Below are 23,522 nucleotides of genomic sequence, written 5' to 3' on the forward strand. Positions count from 1 at the left end.
CTCAGGCGTCGAAGCTGATGTGCACCGACGCCGCGCTGCGCTGCGCGGGCCCGTGGTACACCGCCTCGACGTTGTTGCCGTCGGGATCGAGTACGAACGCGGCGTAATAGCCTGGGTGGTAGGGCCGCTCGCCCGGCGCGCCGTGGTCGCGCCCGCCATGCGCCAGCGCGGCGGCGTGGAAGGCCTCCACCTGCGCCCGGTCGCGCGCCTGGAACGCGAAGTGGTGACGGCCGGTGAGTTCGCCCGCCGCCGCCTCGCTGTCGGCGCTGGAGACGAACAGCTCGTCGGCCCAGAACCAGTCCTCGCCGCCCCCGCCCATGGGGATGCCGAGGGCGCCGAGCACGGCCTCGTAGAAGCGGCGGCTGGCGGCGACGTCGCGCACCACCAGGTGCAGGTGGTCGATCAGCCGTCCGCGGTGGATCTGCTGGGTTTCCATGGCGTGCTCCAGTGGGGCGGCCATCATCCTAGCCCCCGCGCCGCCCGGGATGAAACCGGCGGGCCGGTGCATCCGCTGGCCCGCCTGGCGCGTATGAGCCCGGGTCTATACGCCGTCCGAACATCCGCCTCGCCTACGATGACCGCCCAACCCACCGACAGGACCGCATCGCCGTTCGAGGCGAGCCGCGCCGTGGCCACCACCGTGCAACCGCTGCGCGAGGCCCGTGACTGGTCCCCCGACATGGACGCGGTGGCGCGCTGGCGCGACCGCGACTGCTTCATGCGGATCTACGACCACTTCATGCCCAGGGTCTGCCTGTACCTGCGCGGGCTGGGGACGCCGGACGCGGTGGCCGAGGAACTCGCCCAGGACGCCCTGCTCAAGCTGTGGCTGCGCGCCCACCTCTACGACGCCGCGCGCAGCAGCCTGTCGACCTGGCTGTTCCGCATCGCCCGCAACCTCTACATCGACCGTGTGCGCCGCGAACCGGGCTGGATGCAGGCGCAGGAGGCAGTGGCGCTGGCCGCGACCGAAGACGGGCTCGCGATCCCGTCGTCGGCCGAGTCCTACGTCGACCAGGCCCAGCTCAAGCGCCGCATCGACGCGCTGTCCTCGGTACAGGCGCGGCTGATCCGCATGTCGTACTTCGAGGCCAAGAGCCACCAGGAGATCGCGGCCGCGCTCGGGATGCCGCTCGGCACGGTGAAGTCGCACCTGCGCCGCGCCTTCCTGCGGCTGCAGAGCGAGATCGAGGGCCAGCGATGAGCCCGTGCCACCATCTCGACCCGTCGACCGTGGTCAGCTACGCGGCCGGCGCGCTCCCGCCCGAGGTCAGCGCGGTGGTCGCGACGCATCTGGACGGCTGCGCGGCCTGCCGCAGGCGCATCGACGAAGCCGAGCACGTCGGCGGCCTGCTGGTCGAACAGCAGCAGCCCGCCGCCGCCCTGCTGCCGCACGCCGCGCAATTGCGCGAGCGGATGCTGGCGCGGCTGGAGACGGCCGGTGGGGTGGACGACGCCCGGGAGCAGGCGCCGGCCGCGCCGCCCGCTCCGCGCCGCGACCCCGACCGCCTGCCGACGCCGCTGCACCCCTACTTCGGCAGCTCGTACCGCGCACTGCGCTGGCGCTGGATGGCGCCGGGCGTGCATCTCATCCGCGCGCCCCAGAGCGCCAACCTGCTGCTGCTGAAGATCGCGCCCGGCAAGAGTCTGCCGCTGCACAGCCACGGCGCCTCGGAGGTCACGCAGATCCTGCAGGGCGCCTACGACGACGCGCTCGGCCACTTCGCGCCCGGCGACATCGCCGACCTCGACAGCGACATCGAGCACCAGCCGGTCACCGCGCCGGGCGTCCCCTGCATCTGCGTGTCCGCGCTCGATGCGCCGCTGGAATTCCGCGGCTGGCTGGCGCGCAAGCTCCAGCCCTTGTTCAGGCTCTGACGCTCTGCGGCGCGGTCGCAGGCTTGCGCCGCGCCGTCCTCGACGCTGACGAGCCGGTGACGTGCGTCCGACGCGTCGGTCGCACCGGTGCATCCGTTCGGCGTCGATCGCGCGTATGCATCGTATCCATCGCCCAAGGGATCCACCGTGCAGCCTCGTGACCCGGCGCGCCACCGCGACCCATTGCCACGACGCGATCGTGTCGCCGCCCTGCGCCGCTGGTTCGATACCTCCGCCCACGCCGGAGCCGGTCATGTCGGGGCCGGTGCAGACCACCCGGGCGACGACGAGCGCATCGACTGGCTGCGCGCGCTGCCCTTCCTGGGCATGCACCTGGCCTGCCTGGGCGTGTTCTGGGTCGGCGTGTCGTGCTTCGCCGTCGCCGTGGCCGCAGCACTGTACGCGCTGCGGATGTTCGCGATCACCGCGTTCTACCACCGCTATTTTTCGCACCGCACCTTCCGCACCTCGCGTCCGCTGCAGTTCCTCTTCGCCCTGATCGGCGCGTCCAGCGTGCAGCGCGGGCCGCTGTGGTGGGCCGCGCACCATCGCAACCACCATCGCCACGCCGACGCCCCGGCCGACCCGCACTCGCCGCGCCACGGCTTCTGGCGCAGCCACGTCGGCTGGTTCCTGACCCGCGCGGGCTTCCGCACCGACTGGAGTCGCATCCCGGACCTGGCGCGCTACCCCGAGCTGCGCTGGCTCGACCGCTACGACACCCTGGTGCCGGTCGCGCTGGCGGTGGCGCTGTACCTGCTCGGCGCCGCGCTGCAGCGCTGGGCGCCTGGGCTCGGCACCAGCGGACCGCAGTTGCTGGTGTGGGGCTTCTTCGTGTCGACGGTGGTGCTGTTCCACGCCACGGTGACGATCAACTCGCTCGCGCACCGCTTCGGCAGCCGCCGCTTCGACACCCGCGACGACAGCCGCAACAACGCCTGGCTGGCGCTGCTGACCTTCGGCGAGGGCTGGCACAACAACCATCATTTCTTCCCGGGCTCGGCGCGGCAGGGCTTCCGCTGGTGGGAACTGGACCTGACCTGGTACGGCCTGCGCCTGATGTCGGCGCTCGGCCTGGTCTCCGGCCTCAAGCCGGTGCCGGCCTGGGTGCATGCGCATGCGCGCGACGGAGCCGGCCGATGAGCCGGCGCATCGCGGTGGTCGGCTCCGGCATCGCCGGGCTGGCGAGCGCGTGGTGGCTGTCGCAGCGCCACGAGGTGACGCTGTTCGAGCGCTGCGACCGCCTCGGCGGGCATACCCACACCCACGACATCGAGCTCAATGGGCGTGCGTACGCGGTGGATACCGGCTTCATCGTGTTCAACGCCCTGCACTACCCGCTGCTGACCGCGCTGTTCGACGAGCTCGGCGTGGAAAGCCAGCCAACCACGATGAGCTTCTCGGTGCACGACGAAGCCAGCGGGCTTGAGTACAACGCGACTTCGCTCGACACGCTGTTCTGCCAGCGCCGCAACCTGGCCTCGCCCGCCTTCTGGCGGATGCTGCTCGACCTGCGCCGGTTCTACCGCGAGGCACCGGCACTGCTGCACGGCGACGACGAGGGGCCGACCCTCGGCGACTACCTCGCGCGGGGCGGCTACGGCCGGCTGTTCGTCGAGCACCACCTGGTGCCGATGGCCTGCGCGCTGTGGTCGTCGCCAGTCGCCAGCGTGCTGGACTTCCCGGCCCGCTACCTGGTGCAGTTCATGGCCAACCACCAGATGCTGCAGGTGCAAGGCCGCGCGCCATGGCGGGTGGTCCGCGGCGGTTCCTCGCGCTACATCGATGCGCTGCGCGCGCGGTGGCGGGTGCGGGTGCGCACCGGCGATCCGGTGCACGCCGTGCACCGCGGCGACGACGGCGTCGACGTCGACAGCGCCTCCGGCCGCCACCGCTTCGACGACGTCGTGCTCGCCTGCCACAGTGACCAGGCGCTGGCGCTGCTGCCCGACGCCGACGCCCGCGAGCGCGCGGTGCTGGGCACGATCCGCTACCAGGCCAACGACGTGGTGCTGCACACCGACGAGCGCCTGCTGCCGCGCCACCGCAAGGCCTGGGCCGCGTGGAACGCGCACGTGCCGGCCGCGCCGGGCGCCGCGTGCACGGTCAGCTACTGGATGAACCTGCTGCAGGGACTGCAGGCACCGCGCCCGCTGGTGGTGACGCTGAACCGCAGCGAGGCGATCCGCCCCGACCGCGTGCTGCGCAGGATGGAGTACGCCCATCCCGTGTACGACCACGCGATGGTGCGCGCGCAGGCGCGCAGGCACGAGATCCAGGGCCGCCGCCGCACCTGGTTCGCCGGCGCCTACTGGGGCTGGGGCTTCCACGAGGACGGCATCCGCAGCGCACGCGAACTGGTCGACGCCTACGAGGCCGCACGGCTTCACGAGGCGAATCCGGCCGTGCTCGACGGGGTGGCGGCATGAGCGCCAGCGCGATCTACACCGGTCGCGTCCGCCACCGCCGGCACCTGCCGCGGGCGCACGCGTTCGAATACGGCGTCGCGCAGCTGCTGCTCGACCTCGACGAGGTCGATGCCGTGTTCGAGCGGCGCTGGCTGTGGTCGGTGGATCGTCGCAACCTCGCCGAATTCCGCCGCAGCGACTACCTCGGCGATCCCGAGCGGCCGCTGTCCGACGCGGTCCGCGACTGCGTGGCGGAGGGCACGGGCGAGCGTCCCGGCGGGCCGGTGCGCCTGCTCACCCACCTGCGCTACGGCGGCCACGTCTTCAACCCGGTCAGCTTCTACTACTGCCACGGCGACGACGGGCGCCTGCACAGCATCGTCGCCGAGATCACCAACACGCCGTGGAAGGAGCGCCACCCCTACGTGCTGCCGCTGTCGCAGGCGCGCATCAACGGCCGCTGCTGGCACTGGGATTTCGACAAGCGCTTCCACGTCTCGCCGTTCCTGCCGATGGACTGCCGCTACGACTGGCGCTTCACCCCGCCCGGCGACGACCTGCACGTGCACATGCAGGTCTGGCGCGAGGATGCGCTGCAGTTCGACGCCGGGGTGGCGATGGCGCGCCGGCCGCTGGACGGTCCCGGCCTGGCGCGGGTGCTGGCGCGCTACCCGCTGATGACGCTGCAGGTGGTCGCCGGCATCCACTGGCAGGCGCTGCGGCTGTGGCTCAAGCGTACCCCCGTGTTCGACCATCCCGCCTCGCGCAGGACTCCTGCATGAACCGCATCGCCGACACCCTGCCCTCGACCGCCGCCTCGCCCTTGGACCGGCTGCTGCGTCGCCGCCTGCTCGACACGCTGGCGGGGCTGCAGGGCGGCGCGATCGTGCTGTCCGATGCCTGCGGCACCACCGTCGTCGGCGATGCCGCCGCCGCGGGTCCGCGCATCGACGTGCATGTCGACGACATGCGCTTCTACCGCCTGGCCGCGGCCAGCGGCAGCGTCGGCGCCGGCGAGGCCTACATCGAGGGCTACTGGCGCTGCAGCGACCTGGTCGCGCTGGTGCGCCTGCTGGTGCGCAACCGCGACCTGCTCGACGCGATGGAAGGCGGGCTGGCGCGGCTCGGCGGCGCGGCGCTGCGGCTGTGGCACGCCGCGCGCCGCAACACCCGCACCGGCAGCCGCCGCAACATCGCGGCGCACTACGACCTCGGCAACGAGTTCTTCGCGCTGTTCCTGTCGCCGGACCTGATGTACTCCTCCGCGCTGTACGCCGCCGAAGACGACACGCTCGAGGCGGCCTCGACGCGCAAGCTGGAGCGGATCTGCCGGTGGCTGCAGCTGCAGCCGGGCGACCGCGTGGTCGAGATCGGCACCGGCTGGGGCGGGTTCGCCCTGTACGCGGCGCGCCACCACGGTTGCCACGTCACCACCACCACCATCTCGCGCGAACAGCACGCCCTCGCGCAGCAGCGCGTGGCCGAGGCCGGGCTGCAGGACCGCGTCACCGTGCTGCTGCAGGATTACCGCGACATGGAGGGCCGCTACGACAAGCTGGTGTCGATCGAGATGATCGAGGCGGTGGGCGCGCGCTACCTGCCGACCTACCTCGGCAAGGTCGGCGAACTGCTGCAGCCGGACGGGCTGGCGCTGCTGCAGGCGATCACCATCGAGGACCACCGCTACCACCAGGCGCTGGCCAGCGTGGACTACATCAAGCGCTTCGTGTTCCCCGGCAGCTTCATCCCGTCGATCGACGCGATCGTGCAGGCCAAGACCCGAGTCGGCGACCTGCAGCTGCTGGTGCAACACGACTTCGGCCCGTCCTACGCGCTTACCCTGCAGGCCTGGCGGCAGCGTTTCCTGGCGCAGCTGCCGGCCGTACGCGTGCAGGGCTTCGACGAGCGCTTCATCCGGCTGTGGGAGTTCTACCTCGCCTACTGCGAGGGCGGCTTCCGCGAGCGCTCGATCGGGGTGTCGCACCTGCTGATGGCGCGCCCCGGCTACCGGCCGGCGGCGGGCGGGATCGCGATGGAAGGTCCGGCGTGAACGCGCCGTTGGCCACCGTGCTGCTGGTGTTCGCGTTCGCAGCGGCGATGATGGCGCTCGGCTGGCGCTGGCAGCGGCGGCACACGAACATCGGCATCGTCGACGTGCTGTGGGCCTGCGGGGTCGGCATCGCGGCGGCGGTCGCCGCCTTGCTGGGCGAAGGCGCGGTGGTGCCGCGCGCCCTGCTCGCGTCGCTCGGCGCAGCCTGGGGCCTGCGCCTGGCCGCGCACCTGTGGCAGCGCGTGCGCAGCGAGCCGGAGGACGGCCGCTATCGCCACCTGCGTGCGCACTGGGACGGGCACCAGGGCAGGATCTTCGGCTTCTTCCAGTTCCAGGCGCTGCTGGTCGTGCTGTTCGCGCTGCCGTTCGTCGCGGTCGCGGCCAACCCGCGCGACGATGCCTGGGGCTGGTGGCTGGCGGCGGTGGCGGTGTGGATCGGGAGCGTGGCCGGCGAGGCGATCGCCGACCGGCAACTGGCGCGGTTCCGCGCCGACCCGGCGAACCGCGGCCGGACCTGTCGCGAGGGGCTGTGGCGCTATTCGCGCCATCCGAACTATTTCTTCGAATGGCTGCACTGGTTCGCCTACGTGCTGCTCGCGGTCGGCTCGCCGCTGTGGTGGCTGGCGCTGTCCGGCCCGGTGGTGATGTTCGTGTTCCTGCGCTGGATCAGCGGCATCCCGTTCACCGAACAGCAGGCGCTGCGCACCCGCGGCGACGACTACCGCGCCTACCAGCGCAGCACGCCGATGCTGTTCCCGTGGTTCCCGTCCGACGATGCGCCACGCACCGAGGAGCATTCCCGATGACTAGCCAGGTCCAGTCCCTGCCCACCGCGCCGCCCGACTACTCGCCCGAGCTCGCCGGACTCGCCGAACGCGGCCTGCTGCCGGACGCGCTGCTGCGCCTCGGCATCCGCCGGCGGTGCGCGCAGCGGCTGCGCGACGAGTGCGCAGGCGGCCTGGAGGCGCAGTCGGCGCGCTTCGCCGCGCTGGTCGACGAGCTGCGCACGAGCCCGGTGGCGCTGCACGTCGACGCGGCCAACCGCCAGCACTACGAGGTGCCGCCGGCGTTCTTCGAGCTCTGCCTCGGCAAGCGGCTGAAGTACAGCAGCGCCTGGTACCCCACCGGCGGCGAGACCCTCGACGAGGCCGAGGACGCGATGCTGGCGCTGTACGGCGAGCGCGCCGGGCTGGCCGACGGCCAGTCGATCCTGGAACTTGGCTGCGGCTGGGGCTCGCTGACCCTGTGGATGGCCGAGCGCTACCCGGGCGCGCGGATCACCGCGGTCTCGAACTCGCGCGGCCAGCGCGAATACATCCTGGCGCGCGCGGCCGAGCGCGGCCTGCGCAACATCGCCATCGTCACCGGCGACGTCAACCACGTCGAGCTGCCGCGCGAAGCCTTCGATCGCTGCGTGTCGATCGAGATGTTCGAGCACATGCGCAACTACGGCACGCTGATGTCGCACATCGCCGCCAGCCTGCGGCCCGGCGGCAAGCTGTTCGTGCACATCTTCGCCCACCGCACGCTGATGTACCCCTTTGAAACCGAGGGCGAGGACAACTGGATGGGCCGGCATTTCTTCACCGGCGGGCTGATGCCGGCCGCCGACACCCTGCTCCATTTCCAGGACGACCTGCGGCTGTCGCGGCGCTGGCTGCTCGACGGCACCCATTACCGCAACACCGCCAACCACTGGCTGCGCAACCAGGACGCCAACCGCGACGCCTGCATGGCGGTGCTGCGCGAGGCCTATGGCGCCGCGGCGGCGCCACTGTGGTTCCAGCGCTGGCGCATGTTCTGGATGGCGTGCGCGGAACTGTTCGGCTACCGCGACGGCCGCGAATGGGGCGTCGCGCACTACCTCTTCGATCGCCGCAACCCGGGAGACCCGCGATGAACGCAACCCGCTGGATCGTGTCCGGCCTCGCCCTCGCCCTGCTCGCCGCCTGCGCCACCCGCCCGCCGGCCATCCCGCCGGTGGCCGAGGTCGACGTGCCGCGCTTCATGGGCGACTGGTACGTGATCGCGCACATCCCCACACGTCCCGAGCGCGACGCGTACGACGCGGTCGAGACCTACGCCTTGCGCGACGACGGCCGGATCCAGACCACGTTCCGCTACCGCGACGGCGGCTTCGACGCGCCGGTGGAGACCATGCATCCGGTGGGCACCGTGCGCGAGCACGGCAACGGCGCCATCTGGGGCATGCAGTTCTTCTGGCCGATCCAGGCCGAGTACGTGATCGTCGACCTCGACCCCGACTACCAGCGCACCATCGTCGGCCGCAGCAAGCGCGACTACGTCTGGTTCATGGCGCGCACGCCGACCGTCAGCGACGCGCAGTACGAGGCCGCCCTCCGCCGCATCGGCGACCTCGGCTACGACGTCTCCAAGGTCCGGCGCGTGCCGCAGTCCGGCAACCCGCTGCCGCCGGCTCAGAACCCGTAACGCAGGAACCCGCCGTCCACGGCGATGCACTCGCCGGTGATATAGGCCGCGGCCGGCAGGCACAGGAACGCGACCGCGGCGGCGACCTCCTCCGGCTCGCCGACCCGGCCCATCGGTGTGCGCAGCAGCACCTCGTCCAGGTAGTCGGGGTCGGACAGCTTGTCCGAGGTGCGGCGCGTGCGGATGTACCAGGGCGCGACCGCGTTCACCCGTACGCCGTCCTCGGCCCACTCGACCGCGAGGTTGCGCGTCATCTGGTGCATGGCCGCCTTGCTCATGCCGTAGGGCGCGCCGCTGCGCACGTGGGTGATGCCCGATACGCTGCCGACGTTGACGATGCACGAAGCCGCGTGCTGGGTGAGCAGGGGGTGCGCGTAGCGGCAGAGTTCGAACGCGCTGAACACGTTGACCTCGAAGATCTCGCGCCACTCGTCCTCTTCGTAGTCGTTGGCACCGCGGGTGAGGTTGCCGCCGGCGTTGTTGACGAGGATGTTCAGGCCCTCGCCCTGGTCCTCGACCCAGTCCAGCACCTCGCGCCGCTGCTCGTCGTCGGAGACGTCGCCGATGAAGGCGCGGATGTCGCCGGCGGGAAACTCGTCGGCCAGTTCGTCGCGCGCGGCCTCGAGCGCGTCGCCGTTGCGCGCGACCACCAGCACCGTGGCGCCGAAGCCGAGCAGTTCGCGCGCGATCGCGCGGCCGATGCCGGCGCTGCCGCCGGTCACCAGCGCGAGTTGTCTATCCAGGCGCCAGCGGTGTGGATCCATCGTCGCATCCGGGCTCGCAAGGAACCCAAGCATAGCGCCAGCGGCAGCGGCGTCGGACATCTCGCGCCATCCGGCAGGCACCGGACCCGGCGGCGCCTGCGGCGACGTGCCAGAGCCTGCTACGCGGGGGGGCCGCAGGAGTCTCGCACCACCAGGTGCGGGCGCACGCTCAGCCTCACGCCGGAGGCCGTGCTGTTCTGCAGCAGCAGGGCGGCCGCCATCCGGCCCGTGTCGCGTGTGTCGCGCCGGACCGTGGTCAGCGGCGGCCACAGGCGGGTGGCCAGCGGGCTGTCGTCGTAGCCCACCACCGAGAGCTGCTGCGGGATCCGCACGCCTGCGCGCACTGCGACCCGATAGACGCCCGCCGCCATCTCGTCGTTGCCGCAGAAGATCGCCGTCGGCGGTGCCGGCAGCGCGAGCAGCCTCTCGGCGGCGGCCACGCCCGATTCGAAGGTGTAGCCGCCCTCCGCGAGGCGCTCGGGCGGGATCTCGATGCCGCGCCGCCTCAGCGCGCCGATGAAGCCCTCGCTGCGTTCCATCGCCGACCGGTACGTCGCCGGGCCGGTGATCATCGCCAGCTCGCGGTGGCCCAGGGTCTGCAGGTAGTCGGCCACTTCGGCGCCGCCGTCGCGATCGTGGGTGACGACCATGCGCTCGGGGGAATCGAGCGCCACCGCGGCGATGCGCGCGTACCGGCAGCCGAGTTCGTCGAGCATGTCCGCGAGCGCCTGGTCCTCGGACACGCGCGGCACCAGCATCACGCCGTGCAGCTTCTGCAGCTGGACGAACCTGCGCACGCCGTCGATGTAGCCGGGGCTGCGGCTGTCGCACGGATGCACGATCAGCTCGAAGCCCGAATCGCGCAGCGCGTCGAGCGCGCCGTACTGGATGTCGACGATGTACTGGGCAGTCGGATTGTCGTAGATCATCCCGATCAGGAACGAACGCCGGAACGCCAGCCCGCGCGCCATCGGATCGGGCACGTAGCCGACCTCGCGCATCAGCGTCTCGACCTTCTCGCGGGTGTCCGCACGCACCAGCGGGGACTGGTTGATCACCCGGGAGACGGTCTTCTTCGACACACCGGCCAGCCGGGCGATGTCGTTGATGGTGGCGGCCCTGCCCCGAAGCTCGGCCCTGGCGTCGTGTGTCCCGCGCGGTCGCGGCATGGTGTGTCCAGCAGCGGAGTACCGGCGCCAGTCTAGCGCGGCGGCTGCGGCCCAAGGCGCCGGTGCGCGAGGGAGCGCGACGCGCGCGCACCGCCCGGCTCTCGCGTTTCGCATCCCCGGCGCGGCGCGGCATACTCGCCGGCTTCGAGGCATCCCGTTCGCGCGCGTACCACCTGCGTCACGACCCCGTCCCCTCCGGAGATCCCATGCCCGGTTCGATCGCCTGCTTCGGTGAACTGCTGCTCCGCCTCGCCGCGCCCGGGCGCGAACTGCTGCTGCAGTCTCCGTCGCTCGAGGTCCGCATCGGCGGGGCCGAGGCCAATGTCGGCGTCTCGCTCGCACAGTTCGGGCATGCCGTGTCGATGCTGGGGACGGTGGCCGACAACCCCCTCGGGCGCGCCGCGCTGGGCGAGCTGCGTCGCCATGGCGTCGATACCCGCCGCGTGCGTCTGGCCGACGGGCGCATGGGCCTGTACTTCCTGGCCACCGGCGCCGGGCACCGCCCCAGCGAGGTGCTCTACGACCGCGCCGCATCCGCCTTCGCGCTGGCGCCCGCCGCCGGCTACGACTGGACCGCGCTGCTCGGTGGCGCCGCGTGGCTGCACCTGTCCGGAATCACGCCGGCGCTCGGCGCCGCGACCGCCGCCGCGGCCGCCGACGCGGTGCGCGCCGCGGTCGCCGGCGGGGTGCGGGTCTCGTTCGACGGCAACTTCCGGCCCAGGCTGTGGGCGGCGTGGGACGGCGATCCGGCTACGCTCCTGCGCCCGCTGCTCGAGGGCGCCGAGATCGCCTTCGCCGACCATCGCGACATCGACGTGGTGCTAGGCCCGGGCACCGACGACGACGCCGACACCCACGAGCAGCGCTTCGCCCGCGCCGCGCGCCGGGCCTTCGACGCCTTCCCGCGGCTGCAGCGCATCGCCTGCACCACGCGCGCGCAGGCCAGCGTGGAGCATCACGCGCTGGGCGCGCTGATGGCCACGCGCGCGGGCGAACTGCACCGCGTGGCGCCGCTGGAACTTCCGGCGATCGTGGACCGCATCGGCGGTGGCGACGCCTTCGCCGCCGGCGTGCTGCACGGCCTGCTCGAAGGCTGGGACGACGCCGACAGCCTGCGCTTCGGCCATGCCGCCGGCTGCCTGAAGCACGCGGTGCCGGGCGACTTCAACCTGTGCGGAGTGGACGAGGTGCTGGCGCTGGTGCGCGGCGAACGGCTGGACGTGAAGCGCTGACGACGCGTCGGATCGCGTGAGGTCGGCCGCGCCGCGACGTCACCCGATCACGCGCACGTCCTGGAGATTGCCGGGGTCGCCACGGAGCGATGGTGAGTGGTGAGATGTTCGGCGCCCGGCCCTGGCGCATGGCCCGACGACGAAGTCCGCTCGGTCCATGCGCACACGCCGCCCGTGGCGCTCGGGCGCCCGCAGGCGCCCGTCCTCACAGCCCGCAGAAGCAGTGCGCCAGCACCTTGACCGGCGCGCCGTCGCGCACCTGCAGCACCCGCTCGAGCACCTTCAGGTCGCGCTCGGCCTGCGGCGCGGCGCGCGCCAGCAGGGTCCGGGCGAGGTCGGATTCGCGCAGCCAGGCCTGGCCCAGGCGGCCCTGCAGCAGGCCGGTGAACCAGCGCTCGAACGGCGTCGCCGCGCGCTCGACATAGCGCACCTGCCAGTCGCCCGGCTCGCCCAGGCGGGCGCGCGTGGCGGCATCGGCGATCGCCGCGCGCAGGCCGCCGAACTCGTCCACCAGGCCGCGCTCCTTCGCCTGGGTGCCGGTCCACACGCGACCGCGCGCGACCTGGTCGATCTGCTCGGGTGTGCGTGCGCGGCCGGCGGCCACGCGGGTGATGAAATCGCGGTAGCCCTTGTCGATGTAGGACTGGATCACCTGCCCCACTTCCGGCGCCAGCGGCCGGCTGAGGTCGAACGCGCCGGCCATGCGGGTGGTGGCGACGCCGTCGGTGTGCACGCCGATCTTCTCCAGCGCGCGCGGGAAGGTCGGCACCAGTCCGAAGATGCCGATCGAGCCGGTGATCGTGGACGGATCGGCGTAGATGCGGTCGCCGTCCATGCTGATCCAGTAGCCGCCGGAGGCGGCGACATCGCCGAACGAGACCACCACCGGCTTCTCCGCGGCCTTCAGGCCCAGGATCTCGCGCCGGATCACCTCGGAGGCGAAGGCCGAGCCGCCGGGCGAATTCACCCGCAGCACCACCGCCTTGACGTCCTCGTCCTCGCGCGCCTCGCGCAGCAGGGCCGCGGTGGATTCGCCGCCGATCACGCCGGGCGGCTGCCGCCCTTCGACGATCTCGCCCTCGGCCACCACCACCGCCACCTGCGGGCGCGGATCGGCGGCCCGCCCGGGGCCGTCGACGTGGCGCAGGTAATCGAAGAAGCCGACCTGGCGGAAGCCGCCCTCGGCGTCCTCGTCGGCCACGCCGCGCTCGGCCAGCAGGATCTCCACCTCTTCCTGCGTCTTGAGCCCGTCGACCAGCTTCTGCTCCATCGCGTAGCGCGCGGTGTCGCCAGCGACGGCGGCGATGCCTGCCGGCAGCGTGTCGATGCCCGCGGCCAGCTGCGCCGGCGTGGTCTTGCGCAGGCGCGCCACGTCGGCCAGGTAGCGCTGCCACACGTCGCCGCGCCAGAACAGGTCGGCTTCCTTGGATTCGGGCGAGGCGTCGTCGCGGATGAAGGGCTCGGCGGCGGACTTGTACTCGCCCACCTTGAACAGGTGCATGTCGATGCCGAGCTTGTCCTCCAGCCCTTCGCGGTAGAACTGGCGGTAGCCGCTCAGGCCCAGCAGCAGCACCTCGCCCTGCGGGTCGAGGTAGACCTCGTCGGCATGCGCGGCGAGCAGGTACTGCGCCTGGGTGAAGCGTTCGCCGAACGCCACCACCTGCTTGCCCGATTCACGCAGCGCGACGATCGCCTCGCCGAGTTCGCGCAGCGAGGCGAAGCCGGAGAAGGCCATCCGGTCCACGCGCAGCAGCACGCGTTCGATCTTGGCGTCGTCCTTCGCCTTCTCCAGCACGCCGAGCAGGTCGCGCAACTGCACTTCCGCCGGGCCCTGGCCGAAGCTGGCCTGGAACGAGCGGCTGACCGGGTCGGAGGTGTACTGCTCGACCAGCTGCGCCTCGGGCGCGATCACCAGCGTCGAACGCGCCTCGACCGGGGCCACGCCCTGGCGGCCGCCGACCAGCACCACCAGCACCAGCAGCAGCAGGAAGAAGAACAGCAGGTTGAAGACCAGCCGGCGGACGAAGTTCATGCCGTCCCAGACGCCGACGATGGCGCGCAGCAGCGGGCCGCGCGTGGAAGGTTGACTCATGTGGACGAATGCTCCTGTGCCATGGGACCAGAGTAACCGCCGGCCCCGACGATTTCATGCCCCGTTGGTCACCTGCACCGGCGGCACGGCCGGCAGCGCGGTGGGCCGGCTACTGCGGACGAAGCGCAGCGCCATCAGCACCGCGGCCACCGTCAGCCCGGCGATCAGCCCCAGCCACATCCCGCGCGGGCCCCAGCCCAGCCCGAGGCCCAGCCCGGCGCCCAGCGGCATGCCCACGCCCCAGTAGGCGAAGGCGGCGATGAACATCGGGACCCGCGTGTCCTTCAGGCCGCGCAGTGCCCCGGCCGACAGCACCTGGATGCCGTCGGGGAACTGGAACGCCGCGGCCAGCAGCAGCAGCGAACCGGCCAGCGAGGCCACCGCCAGGTCGCGGGTGTAGATCGCCGCGATCGCCTCGTTCGCGCCCAGCAGCACCGCCGCCGACAGCGCCTGGGTCGCCAGCACGAGCGCCAGGCCCGCCAGCGCGGCGCGCCGCACGCCGTGCGACCCGCGCCCGGCGCCGATCGCGTGCCCGACGCGCACCGTGGTCGCCTCTGCCAGCCCGAACGGGATCATGAAGCACAGGCTGGCGACGTTGATCGCGATCTGGTGCGCGGCCACCTCCAGCTCGCCGATGCGCCCGATCAGCAGCGCGGTGACGATGAACAGCCCGCCTTCCATCGCCACCGTCACGCCGATCGGCAGCCCGGTGCGCAGCAGCGAGGCGATCTGCAGCCACTGCGGTGGATCGAACCGCTCGAACAGGCGCAGTTCCGCGAACCGCCGGGCGCGCGCCAGGTACGCCACGAACCCCAGCACCTGGAGCCACATCATGATCGCCGACGCCAGCCCGAGCCCCGCCGCGCCGTGCTCGGGGAAACCGAACGCGCCGAAGGTCAGCGCATAGCCCAGCGGCAGCAGCACCAGCAGGCCACCGAAGCCGAACGCGAGCGTGGGCAGGGTCCAGTGCAGGCCGTCGCACAGGTAGCGCAGGCAGAAATATAGCGTCAGCGCGGGGATGCCCCAGCGGATGCCGTGCAGGAACGCGGCCGCGGTCGGCCGCACTTCCGGCGCGATGCCCATCGGCGCCAGCGCGTGGACCGACAGGGTCAGCAGCACGAACAGCAGCAGGCCCAGCGCCAGCGCCAGCCACAGCGCCTGCCGGAACAGCGGCCCGATCTCCGCCCGCCGGCCGGCGCCGTCGAGCTGCGAGACCGAGGGCGGCAGCGCCATCAGCGTGCCCATCGGCACCATCATCGGCAGCCAGAACAGCGCCGTGCCGACCGCCACCCCGGCCAGCGTGTTGGTGCCGTGGCGGCCGGCGATCACGTTGTCGACGAAGCCGATCAGGCCGGTGGCCAAGTGGCCGCCGACCAGCGGCGCGGCCAGCAAGGCGGTGGTGCGCACTTCGCCGCGGAAGCGCGTCGGGGAGACGGGCGGGGACATGGAACAACCGGATCCAGCGCGACTGCGGCCGGCAGCGATCGGATGTCGCGCGCTGGCGCCGGGTCGGCGGCGACCGGTATTTTAGGCGCGTGCCCGCGCCATCGCACACTGCCTTCCCTCGAACCACCGTCGAGCGCCGATGACCACATCCTCCGCCCCGCCCCCGCTGCCGGCCGCCGCCACCCGTGGCGACTGCGCCAACTGCGGCACGCCGCTGCTGGGCGAGCACTGCTACGCCTGCGGCCAACCGGTGAAGGGGCTGGTGCGGCACTTCTCCAGCCTCGTGGGCGACGTGCTCGACAGCGTGTTCGAATGGGACTCGCGCACGCCACGCACGCTGTGGCCGCTGCTGGCGCGGCCCGGCTACCTGTCGCTGGAGTACTTCGCCGGGCGCCGCATCCGCTACGTCAGCCCGTTCCGGCTGTTCTTCTTCATCGCCATCGTCACCTTCTTCATCGGCAAGCTGGTGATCAGCTTCGGCAACGAGAACCCGGTGCAGCTCGGCGGCGACAGCGCGATCGAGACCGCGCGCAGCGTGGCTGAGGTGGAAACCGCGCGCGACCGGGCGCTGGCCGAGCTCGCCGCAGAGCGCGCCGAACTGGCGCCCAAGATCGCCGCGGCCGAGGACGATGCGCGGGTTCCGAACGTGGGCACGATCACCGGACTGCGCACCGCCGATGCCGCGCTGCAGGCGGCCGAAACCGCGATCCGCGCCCAGGCCGACGAGCGCATCGCCGCCTTCCGCACCGCGGAGGAAACCGGCGGGCCGCCGCCGGTGCCGCGGGTCAACCGGCTCACCTTCGGCCCCGACGACTGGGACCCGGTGACCAACCCGATCGTCGTGGGCTGGCTGCCCGGGTTCGCCAACGACTGGCTCAACCGCCAGGTCGGCCGCGCCGAGAAGAACGTGCAGCGCCTGCAGGAGGATCCGGACCTGCTCAAGGACTCGCTGCTCGGCGCGGTGCCCTCGACCCTGTTCGTGCTGCTGCCGCTGTTCGCGCTCATGCTCAAGATCGCCTACGTGTTCAAGCGGCGGCTGTACATGGAGCACCTGATCGTGGCGCTGCACAGCCACGCCTTCATGTGCCTGGCGCTGCTCCTGGTGTTCGTGGCCATGGCGCTGGAACGCTGGCTGGCCCCGGACGGCGGCGGAATCGGCATCGTATTCAAGGTGCTGGAGGCGGCGCTGTGGACATGGATGCCGATCTACCTGCTGCTGATGCAGAAGCGCGTCTATCGCCAGGGATGGACCATGACCCTGATCAAGTACGGCGTGATCGGCCTGTCCTATTCGATCCTGCTCAGCCTCGGCGCGGCGTTCACCACGGTCGCCAGCGTGGTGTGGCTGTAGACAGGTGGAGGAGCCGGACATGGTGCTGTACGAAGTGAGCGCGCGGATCGATCGCGGGGTCGCCGACGATGTCCTGGCCTGGCTGCCGGGCCACGTGCAGCGGATCCTCGCCCTACCGGGGTTCGTCGGCGCGGAGATCTTCGAGATCGTCGAGACCCCGCCCGACGCCAGCCAGCTGCTGATATGCGTCCACTACCGGCTCCGCGACCAGGCAGCGCTGGACGCCTACCTGCGCGAGCACGCCGCGCGCATGCGCGCGGAAGCAGGCGACCGCTTCGGCGAGCGCATGCGCGCCTCGCGCCGGGTGCTGCGCGCCGTCGGCTGATCCCGGCGGCCGGCGCGCGGCGCGCAGGCATCGGCGCCGCGCACCCCAGCGCGACGCGATGATCAGGGCGACACGCGCCGCCGCAACCAGGCTGCGCGCTGTCCCGGCGGCTGCGCCATCAGGGCCGCGCGCAGGTCTGCTCGCTCCTGCGGCGGCGTGCGCTGCGCCAGCACGCCGAGGTCGGCGCGTGCCTGCGCCGGCAGCGCACGCAGGGCGTCGAGCAGCGCCTCGCGTTCGTCCGTGCCGACCTGGGCGAACAGCGCGTGCAGTTGCGGCCAGTCGGCGCCGAGTACCGGCCCGAGCAGCCAGCCGCGGCGCATGCCGGCATCCAGCGCATCGAAGCGCGCGCGCAGCGCCTGCTGCTCGGCCACGGGCAGGGCGAGGTAGGCGTCGCGCGCGGCGCGCATGCGCGCACGCTCGTCCACGGGCAGGTCGCGCCAGGCCAGCCAGGCCTCGCGGCGCTCGCGACGCATCGGTTCGGGCAGGGCCTCCCAGGCCTCGGCGCGGCGCTCCAGCGCGGCGCGGTCGGCCGGCGACAGCGCCGCGATCCGCTGCGGGCCGGCGCCGGTCGCGGGCTGGCCCTGCGCGCCCGCCGACAGCACCAGCGCCAGCACCAGCGCCAGCCGTGCGGGGGCGCGTGCGCATTCCTCAGCGCGGTGCATCGACCGGCTCCGCATCGACGGACGGAGCGCCGTCCGCGCGCGCCCCGTCTTCCAGCGCCTGCACCAGCCACGCATCGAAGGCGGGATCGGCATCGTCGGCGAACCCGCCAGTGGCCTGGGCCAGCAGCAGGTCGAGGTCGCGGTGGCTGGCCAGCGCGTCGGCAGGCGCGAAGCGGGCGGCCGGCGGCTGGGCCGGCGGCAGCGGTTCGACCCGGATCCCGTCCACGCCCGGCGCGACCGGCTGGGCCAGCCAGGGTCCCCACCAGGTGGCGCCCAGCGCGGCCGCGGTCAGGACCGCGACGGCCAGCGTCGCCGGCCACACCCAGCCCGCCCGCCGCCGCGCGCCCGTTGCCCCGTCCGGCACCGGCCGCACCGGCGGACGCGGCCGCAGGCCGTCGCGCAGCATCCCCACCGTCTCCAGCCGCTCCTGCGGCAGCGCGCGCACCGCCTGCTGCGCGGCCGCGGACAGCGCGCGCCAGGCCTCCGGATCGGGGCTGCCGTCCTCGCGATGCGGCAGCGCGCGCTGCAGGGCCAGGCGGTAGGTCGGCCGCGCGATGCCCAGCACCGCGGCGGCTTCGGCTTCGGCCAGTCCCGCGACCAGCCGCAGCAGCAGTGCGGCCCGCGGCCCGACCCCGAGCGCGGCGACGGCCGCTGGCGCGGTGCCGGCACCGGTCGGAGCCGCCTGGCGCAGTTGCGGCGCGGCCAGCAGCATCGCCCAGAACCGGCGCGGCCATTCCGCGAACACGATCCCGCCGGCGCGTTCGCGGAACCCGCGCAGCGTGGCCGCCAGGGCCGCGTCGCCGGCCTCCGGGTCCCCGCCCTGCCATTCGGCGAACACCGCGCCGCGTCGTTCGACGCCGCGCAGGAAAGCGGACAGGGCGGCATTGGCCGCGGAGGGATCGTTCAAGGCGCCAGGTCGTCGTTGCCGGGCCCGGGGGCGGCCCGCTGCGGCCATGATACGGCGCTGCCGATGGCGCCCGGGGGCTTGACGGGCGTCTCACTGCCTGATCCACCCCGGCGTTTGCGGGCCAACGTTGTGCACATGCGTCGTCGAACCGTCATACGCGCCGGCCGTGGAGCCGGCTTGACGATTGTGAAGGGTTTGTTTCACGCATAAATTGCTGATCTGCAAAGGAAATAGGGAATTGGCGCTTTTTTCGCCAAGCCACCCTTTCACACGCTCCCCGGGGCCAAAAACACGCTGCGGGCGCGCTCGTGCACAGGGTTATCCACACAAATTGTGGATAAGGGGAAATTCCTTCCCCGCCATCCACTTGCGCGCGGAAGGTCCAGCGTCGCGGAAGTGGAGGCGCGCAAGTCCGGGCGCGGCGGCCGGCCCCGGGATGGATAGACTTCCGCGGTGTCCGAGCCCGCCGATGCCGTCCTCCAGGTCGCCCTGCCGCTGCCATTGCCGCGGCTGTTCGACTATGCCGCCCCGGACCCGGCTGCCGGCGACATCGGCGGTCGGGTCCGCGTGCCGTTCGGACCGCGCGAGCTGGTGGGAGTGGTGGCCGCGATCGGCGCCGCCGATCCGGGCGCGCCCGAGCTGCGGCCGATCCTCGCCCGCCTCGACCCCGCGCCGCTGCTGCGCGGCGAACTGCTCGAATCGCTGCACTGGCTGGCGCGCTACACCCACGCGCCGCTGGGCGAGGTGCTGGCCACCGCCCTGCCCGCAGCCCTGCGTCGCGGCGAGTCCCTGCCCGACACCCATGCCTGGGCGTGGCGGCTGACCGAATCGGGCGCGACCGCGCTCGCCGGCCTGCGGACCGGGTCGCGCCCGCGCCGGCTGGCCGAGCTGCTGCGCGAGGCCCCCCGCGACGAGGACGCGCTCGACGCGCTGATGGACGGCTGGCATTCCGCGGCGCGCTCGCTCCGCCAGCGCGGGTTCGTCGAGCGGATCGCAGTGCCGGCCTCGCAGCTCGCGCCGGCGCCGCAGGCCGGGCCGGTGCCGAGCGCCGAACAGCAGGCGGCGATCGACGCGATCGCGTCGCAGGCCGGCTTCGCCCCGATGCTGCTCGACGGCGTGACCGGCAGCGGCAAGACCGAGGTCTACCTGCACGCGATCGCCCACTGCCTCGCGCGCGGACGCCAGGCGCTGGTGCTGGTGCCGGAGATCGGGCTCACCCCGCAACTGCTGCAGCGCTTCCGTGCGCGCCTGGGCGTGCCGGTGCACGCCACCCACTCCGGCCTCAACGACGGCGAGCGCGCCCGCACCTGGGCGGCGGCGTTCCGCGGCGAGGCGCGGGTGGTCGTGGGCACCCGCTCGGCGGTGTTCACGCCCCTGCCCGACGCCGGCCTGATCGTGGTCGACGAGGAGCATGACGGCAGCTACAAGCAGCAGGACGGCATCCGCTACCACGCCCGCGACTTCGCCCTGGTGCGCGCCAAGGCGCTCGGCGTGCCGGTGCTGCTGGGCAGCGCGACGCCGTCGCTGGAGACGCTGCACAACGCCACGTCCGGCCGCTACGGCTACCTGCGCCTGTCGCAGCGCGCCGGCGACGCGCGACCACCGGCGGTGCGCGTGGTCGACGTGCGCAAGCGGCCGCTGGAGGCGGGCCTGTCGGCGCAGATGCTGGAGGCGATCGCCACCGCGCTCGCCGATGGCGGCCAGGTGCTGGTGTTCCGCAACCGCCGCGGCTACGCGCCGGTGCTGCTGTGCCACGACTGCGGCTGGAGCGCACAGTGCCCGCGCTGCGGCACGCCCGAGGTGGGGCGGCCGATGACGGTGCACGCGCACGGCCGGCGCCTGCAGTGCCACCACTGCGGCCACCGCCGGCCCTCGCCGCCGGCCTGCCCGGACTGCGCCAGCCTCGCGCTGCAGCCGCAGGGCGTGGGCACCGAGCGCATCGAGGAAGTGCTGGCGGCGCGCTTCGACGGCGTGCCGGTGCTGCGCATCGACCGCGGCAGCACCCAGCGGCGCGACGCGATGCAGCGACTGCTCGGCGAACTCGGCACGCGGCCCGGGATCCTGATCGGCACCCAGATGCTGGCCAAGGGCCACGACCTGCCGGGGCTCACCCTGGTGTGCGTGGTGGGCATCGACGAGGGGCTGCATTCGGCCGACTTCCGCGCCCACGAGAAGCTGGCGCAGCTGCTGATCCAGGTCGCCGGCCGCGCCGGCCGGGCGCAACGGCCGGGTCAGGTGCTGCTGCAGACCCATCATCCCGACCACCCGCTGCTCGCCACCCTGATCGACGGTGGCTACCACGCCTTCGCCGCGGAGGAGCTGGAACAGCGCGCGGCGGCCGGCTTCCCGCCGTTCGCGCACTTGGCCCTGCTGCGCGCGGAAGCCAAACATGCGGGGCCACCGCTGGCGTTCCTGCAGGCGGCGCGGATGGCGCTGGAGGCGGTGCGCGACCCGGCCGCGGGCGACGATGCATCGCCGGCGCTCAGCGGCCCGATGCCGGCGCCGATGCCGCGGCGCGCCGGCATGCACCGCGCCCAGCTGCTCTTGTCGGCGGGCGCGCGGCGCACCCTGCACGCCGCGCTGCACGCCGCCCTGCCCGCGATCCACGCCCTGCCCGAGGCACGCAAGGTGCGCTGGTCGCTGGACGTGGACCCGGTCGACCTCTACTGAGCCGCCTTGGCGGTCTTCGTACCGCGCTTGCGCGTGCGACCCGAGCGCGCCTTCGGCTTCTCGCGGATGCGCACCGTCTGGCCCTCGCGCTGGACCTCGAACAGGCCCGCCGCGTCGATCAGCGCGCTCAGGCTGCGATAGCCGTAGTTGCGCGGATCGAACGAGCCCTGGTTGCCGAGGTGGCTACCCACGCCCGACAGGTTGGCCCAGCCCTCGTCGTCGGCCACCGCCACCACCGCGCCACGCAGCAGGTGCGCCAGCGCCGCGTCGCCCCGCAGCTCGCCCGAGGTGCGTGGACGCGCCTGGTCGCCGGACACGTCGCCATCCTCGCCCAGTTTCTCCAGGAACAGGAAGGTCGAGCAGGCCTTCACGAACGGCAGCGGGGTCTGCTTCTGGCCGAAGCCGTAGACCGCGTAGCCGTCGTTGCGCACGCGCATCACCAGCGGGGTGAAGTCGGCGTCGCTGGAGACGATGGCGAAGCCGTCCAGGTTGCGCGCGTACAGCAGGTCCATGGCGTCGATCACCATCGCCATGTCGGAGGCGTTCTTGCCGGTCGAGTAGTTGAACTGCTGGATCGGCCGGATCGCGTACTCGTGCAGCACCTTCTCCCAGCCGGCCAGGTTCTGGCTCTTCCAGTTCCCGTAGGCCCGGCGCACGTTGACCACGCCATGGCGCGCGACCTCGTTGAGGATCGCGTCGATCTTCGACGCCGGCGCGTTGTCCGCGTCGATCAGCAGCGCGATGCGCCGGTCGGCGTCCGCCATGTCAGTTCCCCTGCAGTTGCGATGCGCGCAGGGTAGCGCGTCGCAGCGCGCGACGCGGGCCGCACCGATGCATCGACGGCCGTCCGCCCGTGCGGGGGGGCATCGGCACGCACCGCTGCGGATCGCCGGCGACGCGACGGTACGTGCTGAAACCGTTGCGGCAGCGCCACGGCGGATGCGCGACAATGGGGCTTTCCCACGCAACCCCGTGATCCCGACATGCCGACCCAGCTCGAACAGCTCCGCGCCCTGTCCACCGTCGTCGCCGACACCGGCGACATCGAGGCCATCGCCCGCTTCAAGCCGATGGACGCGACCACCAACCCCTCGCTGCTGCTCAAGGCCGCCTCGCTGCCGGCCTACGGCACGCACCTGGCGGAGGCGGTGGCGGGCGCGACCGGCAGCGGCGAGGCGCGCGTGGCCGACGCCGGCGACCGGCTGTCGGTGGCGATCGGCGGCGAGATCCTCAAGCTGATTCCCGGCCGCGTCTCGACCGAGGTCGACGCACGCCTGAGCTTCGACACCGAAGCCACCGTGGCCAAGGCGCACCGGCTGGTGGAGCTGTACGACCAGGCCGGCATCGGCCGCGACCGCCTGCTGATCAAGATCGCCTCCACCTGGGAAGGCATCCGCGCCGCCGAGCGCCTGGAGCGCGAAGGCATCCACTGCAACCTCACGCTGCTGTTCTCCTTCGCCCAGGCGGTGGCCTGCGCCGAGGCCGGCGTGTTCCTGATCTCGCCCTTCGTCGGCCGCATCCTCGACTGGCACCTGGCCAACGGCATGGACAAGCCGGCCACGCCGCAGGACGACCCCGGCGTGCAGTCCGTCACTCGGATCTGGGAGTACTACAAGCGCCACGGCTACGACACCGTGGTGATGGGCGCGAGCTTCCGCAATACCGGCGAAGTGCTGGCGCTGGCCGGCTGCGACCGCCTGACCATCTCGCCCGACCTGCTCGCGGCGCTGGAGGCATCGGAGGAGACCGTCGAGCGTGCGCTGGTCGACAGCGGCGAGCGCGGCGACAAGCCCGGCGCGCTCGACGAGGCCGCGTTCCGCTGGCAGCACAACGAGGACGCGATGGCCACCGAGAAGCTGGCCCAGGGCATCCGCAACTTCGCCGCCGACCAGCGCAAGCTGGAAACACAGCTGGCGGCGAAGCTCGGCTGAGCCGCGATGCGACGCGCGACGGCCGGGCTGTCCGGCTGTCGTGCGTCGTGCGTCGTGCGTCGTGCGTCGGGGTGCTCGGACGCGACGTCGCATCGTGCGTGCGCCGGTCATTTCGGCCGTGGCCAACGAATACGCGCATCATCGCTCGAGGTGGCCGCTGGTACGCGACCCGGTAGGGTCGCCGGG

At 72.6% G+C, this 23,522-nt stretch carries 22 protein-coding genes; 14 read left to right on the plus strand and 8 right to left on the minus strand.

What is annotated here, in order from left to right; translation table 11 throughout:
* Position 1 precedes the first annotated feature (1 nt).
* Entirely contained in the window at positions 2-436 is a 435-nt protein-coding gene (locus tag QFW80_RS08770; RefSeq protein WP_280601327.1) for a VOC family protein, read from the minus strand.
* 138 nt (positions 437-574) lie between these two features.
* Between QFW80_RS08770 and QFW80_RS08775 the strand changes: the two genes are divergently transcribed.
* The 9 genes from QFW80_RS08775 to QFW80_RS08815 all read left to right on the plus strand — a co-directional run bounded on the left by QFW80_RS08775 (position 575) and on the right by QFW80_RS08815 (position 8,787).
* A complete protein-coding gene (locus QFW80_RS08775; protein WP_280601329.1) occupies positions 575-1,204 on the plus strand; it encodes a sigma-70 family RNA polymerase sigma factor in 630 nt (209 codons plus the stop codon).
* Positions 1,201-1,878 (plus strand): ChrR family anti-sigma-E factor, encoded by a 678-nt coding sequence (locus QFW80_RS08780; RefSeq protein WP_280601330.1) that lies wholly within the window; start codon positions 1,201-1,203, stop codon positions 1,876-1,878. The genes QFW80_RS08775 and QFW80_RS08780 overlap by 4 nt, the downstream gene beginning before the upstream one ends.
* 210 nt (positions 1,879-2,088) lie before the next feature.
* Positions 2,089-3,021, plus strand: a complete 933-nt coding sequence (locus QFW80_RS08785) for an acyl-CoA desaturase (protein WP_425603530.1) — start codon at positions 2,089-2,091, stop codon at positions 3,019-3,021.
* Positions 3,018-4,307: an NAD(P)/FAD-dependent oxidoreductase gene (locus tag QFW80_RS08790; RefSeq protein ID WP_280601332.1), complete on the plus strand. Its 1,290-nt coding sequence runs from the start codon at positions 3,018-3,020 to the stop codon at positions 4,305-4,307. The genes QFW80_RS08785 and QFW80_RS08790 overlap by 4 nt, the downstream gene beginning before the upstream one ends.
* Positions 4,304-5,068 carry a DUF1365 domain-containing protein gene (locus tag QFW80_RS08795; protein ID WP_280601334.1) on the plus strand — a complete coding sequence of 255 codons (765 nt, stop codon included), beginning with the start codon at positions 4,304-4,306 and terminating at the stop codon, positions 5,066-5,068. The genes QFW80_RS08790 and QFW80_RS08795 overlap by 4 nt, the downstream gene beginning before the upstream one ends.
* Complete coding sequence (locus tag QFW80_RS08800; RefSeq protein WP_280601336.1) at positions 5,065-6,336, plus strand: cyclopropane-fatty-acyl-phospholipid synthase family protein; 1,272 nt, start codon at positions 5,065-5,067, stop codon at positions 6,334-6,336. Before QFW80_RS08795 ends, QFW80_RS08800 begins: the two co-directional genes overlap by 4 nt.
* Positions 6,337-6,344: 8 nt before the next feature.
* Positions 6,345-7,142, plus strand: a complete 798-nt coding sequence (locus QFW80_RS08805; protein WP_280601396.1) for a DUF1295 domain-containing protein — start codon at positions 6,345-6,347, stop codon at positions 7,140-7,142.
* On the plus strand, positions 7,139-8,236 hold the full coding sequence (locus QFW80_RS08810) for a cyclopropane-fatty-acyl-phospholipid synthase family protein (protein WP_280601338.1): 1,098 nt from the start codon (positions 7,139-7,141) through the stop codon (positions 8,234-8,236). Before QFW80_RS08805 ends, QFW80_RS08810 begins: the two co-directional genes overlap by 4 nt.
* Positions 8,233-8,787 (plus strand): lipocalin family protein, encoded by a 555-nt coding sequence (locus QFW80_RS08815; RefSeq protein WP_280601339.1) that lies wholly within the window; start codon positions 8,233-8,235, stop codon positions 8,785-8,787. Before QFW80_RS08810 ends, QFW80_RS08815 begins: the two co-directional genes overlap by 4 nt.
* On the opposite strand, the gene QFW80_RS08820 is transcribed toward QFW80_RS08815, so the two are convergent.
* Positions 8,775-9,551: an SDR family oxidoreductase gene (locus tag QFW80_RS08820; protein WP_280601341.1), complete on the minus strand. Its 777-nt coding sequence runs from the start codon at positions 9,549-9,551 to the stop codon at positions 8,775-8,777. The two genes, QFW80_RS08815 and QFW80_RS08820, sit on opposite strands and share 13 nt — an antisense overlap.
* 119 nt (positions 9,552-9,670) lie before the next feature.
* A complete protein-coding gene (locus tag QFW80_RS08825) occupies positions 9,671-10,720 on the minus strand; it encodes a LacI family DNA-binding transcriptional regulator (protein WP_280601342.1) in 1,050 nt (349 codons plus the stop codon).
* A gap of 206 nt (positions 10,721-10,926) precedes the next feature.
* Here QFW80_RS08825 and QFW80_RS08830 point away from each other — a divergent pair, with 206 nt between their 5' ends.
* Entirely contained in the window at positions 10,927-11,952 is a 1,026-nt protein-coding gene (locus QFW80_RS08830) for a sugar kinase (protein WP_280601344.1), read from the plus strand.
* A 205-nt stretch (positions 11,953-12,157) separates the two neighbouring features.
* On the opposite strand, the gene sppA is transcribed toward QFW80_RS08830, so the two are convergent.
* On the minus strand, positions 12,158-14,044 hold the full coding sequence (sppA, locus tag QFW80_RS08835) for a signal peptide peptidase SppA (RefSeq protein WP_280601345.1): 1,887 nt from the start codon (positions 14,042-14,044) through the stop codon (positions 12,158-12,160).
* A gap of 54 nt (positions 14,045-14,098) precedes the next feature.
* A complete protein-coding gene (locus QFW80_RS08840) occupies positions 14,099-15,490 on the minus strand; it encodes an MATE family efflux transporter (RefSeq protein ID WP_280601347.1) in 1,392 nt (463 codons plus the stop codon).
* Positions 15,491-15,629: 139 nt separating this feature from the next.
* On the opposite strand from QFW80_RS08840, the gene QFW80_RS08845 reads away from it, so the two are divergent.
* Together QFW80_RS08845 and QFW80_RS08850 are read left to right on the plus strand one after the other, a co-directional pair.
* The gene (locus QFW80_RS08845) at positions 15,630-16,841 is read left to right on the plus strand and encodes a DUF3667 domain-containing protein (RefSeq protein ID WP_280601349.1); all 1,212 of its coding nucleotides are present in this window, start codon (positions 15,630-15,632) and stop codon (positions 16,839-16,841) included.
* A gap of 19 nt (positions 16,842-16,860) precedes the next feature.
* Positions 16,861-17,166, plus strand: a complete 306-nt coding sequence (locus QFW80_RS08850; protein WP_280601351.1) for a DUF4286 family protein — start codon at positions 16,861-16,863, stop codon at positions 17,164-17,166.
* 62 nt (positions 17,167-17,228) lie between these two features.
* On the opposite strand, the gene QFW80_RS08855 is transcribed toward QFW80_RS08850, so the two are convergent.
* On the minus strand, positions 17,229-17,828 hold the full coding sequence (locus QFW80_RS08855) for a DUF3106 domain-containing protein (protein WP_280601353.1): 600 nt from the start codon (positions 17,826-17,828) through the stop codon (positions 17,229-17,231).
* Positions 17,815-18,735, minus strand: a complete 921-nt coding sequence (locus tag QFW80_RS08860; RefSeq protein ID WP_280601354.1) for a hypothetical protein — start codon at positions 18,733-18,735, stop codon at positions 17,815-17,817. Before QFW80_RS08860 ends, QFW80_RS08855 begins: the two co-directional genes overlap by 14 nt.
* Before the next feature lie 453 nt (positions 18,736-19,188).
* Between QFW80_RS08860 and QFW80_RS08865 the strand changes: the two genes are divergently transcribed.
* A complete protein-coding gene (locus tag QFW80_RS08865; RefSeq protein WP_280601356.1) occupies positions 19,189-21,405 on the plus strand; it encodes a primosomal protein N' in 2,217 nt (738 codons plus the stop codon).
* Here QFW80_RS08865 and QFW80_RS08870 read toward each other — a convergent pair.
* Positions 21,399-22,169 carry an NYN domain-containing protein gene (locus QFW80_RS08870; RefSeq protein ID WP_280601357.1) on the minus strand — a complete coding sequence of 257 codons (771 nt, stop codon included), beginning with the start codon at positions 22,167-22,169 and terminating at the stop codon, positions 21,399-21,401. The genes QFW80_RS08865 and QFW80_RS08870 overlap by 7 nt on opposite strands.
* A 219-nt stretch (positions 22,170-22,388) precedes the next feature.
* Between QFW80_RS08870 and tal the strand changes: the two genes are divergently transcribed.
* Entirely contained in the window at positions 22,389-23,336 is a 948-nt protein-coding gene (gene tal, locus QFW80_RS08875; RefSeq protein WP_280601359.1) for a transaldolase, read from the plus strand.
* Positions 23,337-23,522 lie beyond the last annotated feature (186 nt).

The sequence above is a fragment of the Luteimonas rhizosphaericola genome, from assembly GCF_029888045.1.
GTDB lineage: Bacteria > Pseudomonadota > Gammaproteobacteria > Xanthomonadales > Xanthomonadaceae > Luteimonas > Luteimonas rhizosphaericola.

Bases quoted from the DNA above. Each gene is read 5' to 3' on its own strand.
- QFW80_RS08815 (WP_280601339.1), top strand. From the start codon at position 8,233: ATGAACGCAACCCGCTGGATCGTGTCCGGCCTCGCCCTCGCCCTGCTC.
- QFW80_RS08810 (WP_280601338.1), top strand. From the start codon at position 7,139: ATGACTAGCCAGGTCCAGTCCCTGCCCACCGCGCCGCCCGACTACTCG.
- QFW80_RS08830 (WP_280601344.1), top strand. From the start codon at position 10,927: ATGCCCGGTTCGATCGCCTGCTTCGGTGAACTGCTGCTCCGCCTCGCC.
- QFW80_RS08825 (WP_280601342.1), bottom strand. From the start codon at position 10,720: ATGCCGCGACCGCGCGGGACACACGACGCCAGGGCCGAGCTTCGGGGC.
- tal (WP_280601359.1), top strand. From the start codon at position 22,389: ATGCCGACCCAGCTCGAACAGCTCCGCGCCCTGTCCACCGTCGTCGCC.
- QFW80_RS08790 (WP_280601332.1), top strand. From the start codon at position 3,018: ATGAGCCGGCGCATCGCGGTGGTCGGCTCCGGCATCGCCGGGCTGGCG.
- QFW80_RS08870 (WP_280601357.1), bottom strand. From the start codon at position 22,169: ATGGCGGACGCCGACCGGCGCATCGCGCTGCTGATCGACGCGGACAAC.
- QFW80_RS08820 (WP_280601341.1), bottom strand. From the start codon at position 9,551: ATGGATCCACACCGCTGGCGCCTGGATAGACAACTCGCGCTGGTGACC.
- QFW80_RS08775 (WP_280601329.1), top strand. From the start codon at position 575: ATGACCGCCCAACCCACCGACAGGACCGCATCGCCGTTCGAGGCGAGC.
- QFW80_RS08780 (WP_280601330.1), top strand. From the start codon at position 1,201: ATGAGCCCGTGCCACCATCTCGACCCGTCGACCGTGGTCAGCTACGCG.
- QFW80_RS08850 (WP_280601351.1), top strand. From the start codon at position 16,861: ATGGTGCTGTACGAAGTGAGCGCGCGGATCGATCGCGGGGTCGCCGAC.
- QFW80_RS08845 (WP_280601349.1), top strand. From the start codon at position 15,630: ATGACCACATCCTCCGCCCCGCCCCCGCTGCCGGCCGCCGCCACCCGT.
- QFW80_RS08840 (WP_280601347.1), bottom strand. From the start codon at position 15,490: ATGTCCCCGCCCGTCTCCCCGACGCGCTTCCGCGGCGAAGTGCGCACC.
- sppA (WP_280601345.1), bottom strand. From the start codon at position 14,044: ATGAGTCAACCTTCCACGCGCGGCCCGCTGCTGCGCGCCATCGTCGGC.
- QFW80_RS08770 (WP_280601327.1), bottom strand. From the start codon at position 436: ATGGAAACCCAGCAGATCCACCGCGGACGGCTGATCGACCACCTGCAC.
- QFW80_RS08855 (WP_280601353.1), bottom strand. From the start codon at position 17,828: ATGCACCGCGCTGAGGAATGCGCACGCGCCCCCGCACGGCTGGCGCTG.
- QFW80_RS08800 (WP_280601336.1), top strand. From the start codon at position 5,065: ATGAACCGCATCGCCGACACCCTGCCCTCGACCGCCGCCTCGCCCTTG.
- QFW80_RS08795 (WP_280601334.1), top strand. From the start codon at position 4,304: ATGAGCGCCAGCGCGATCTACACCGGTCGCGTCCGCCACCGCCGGCAC.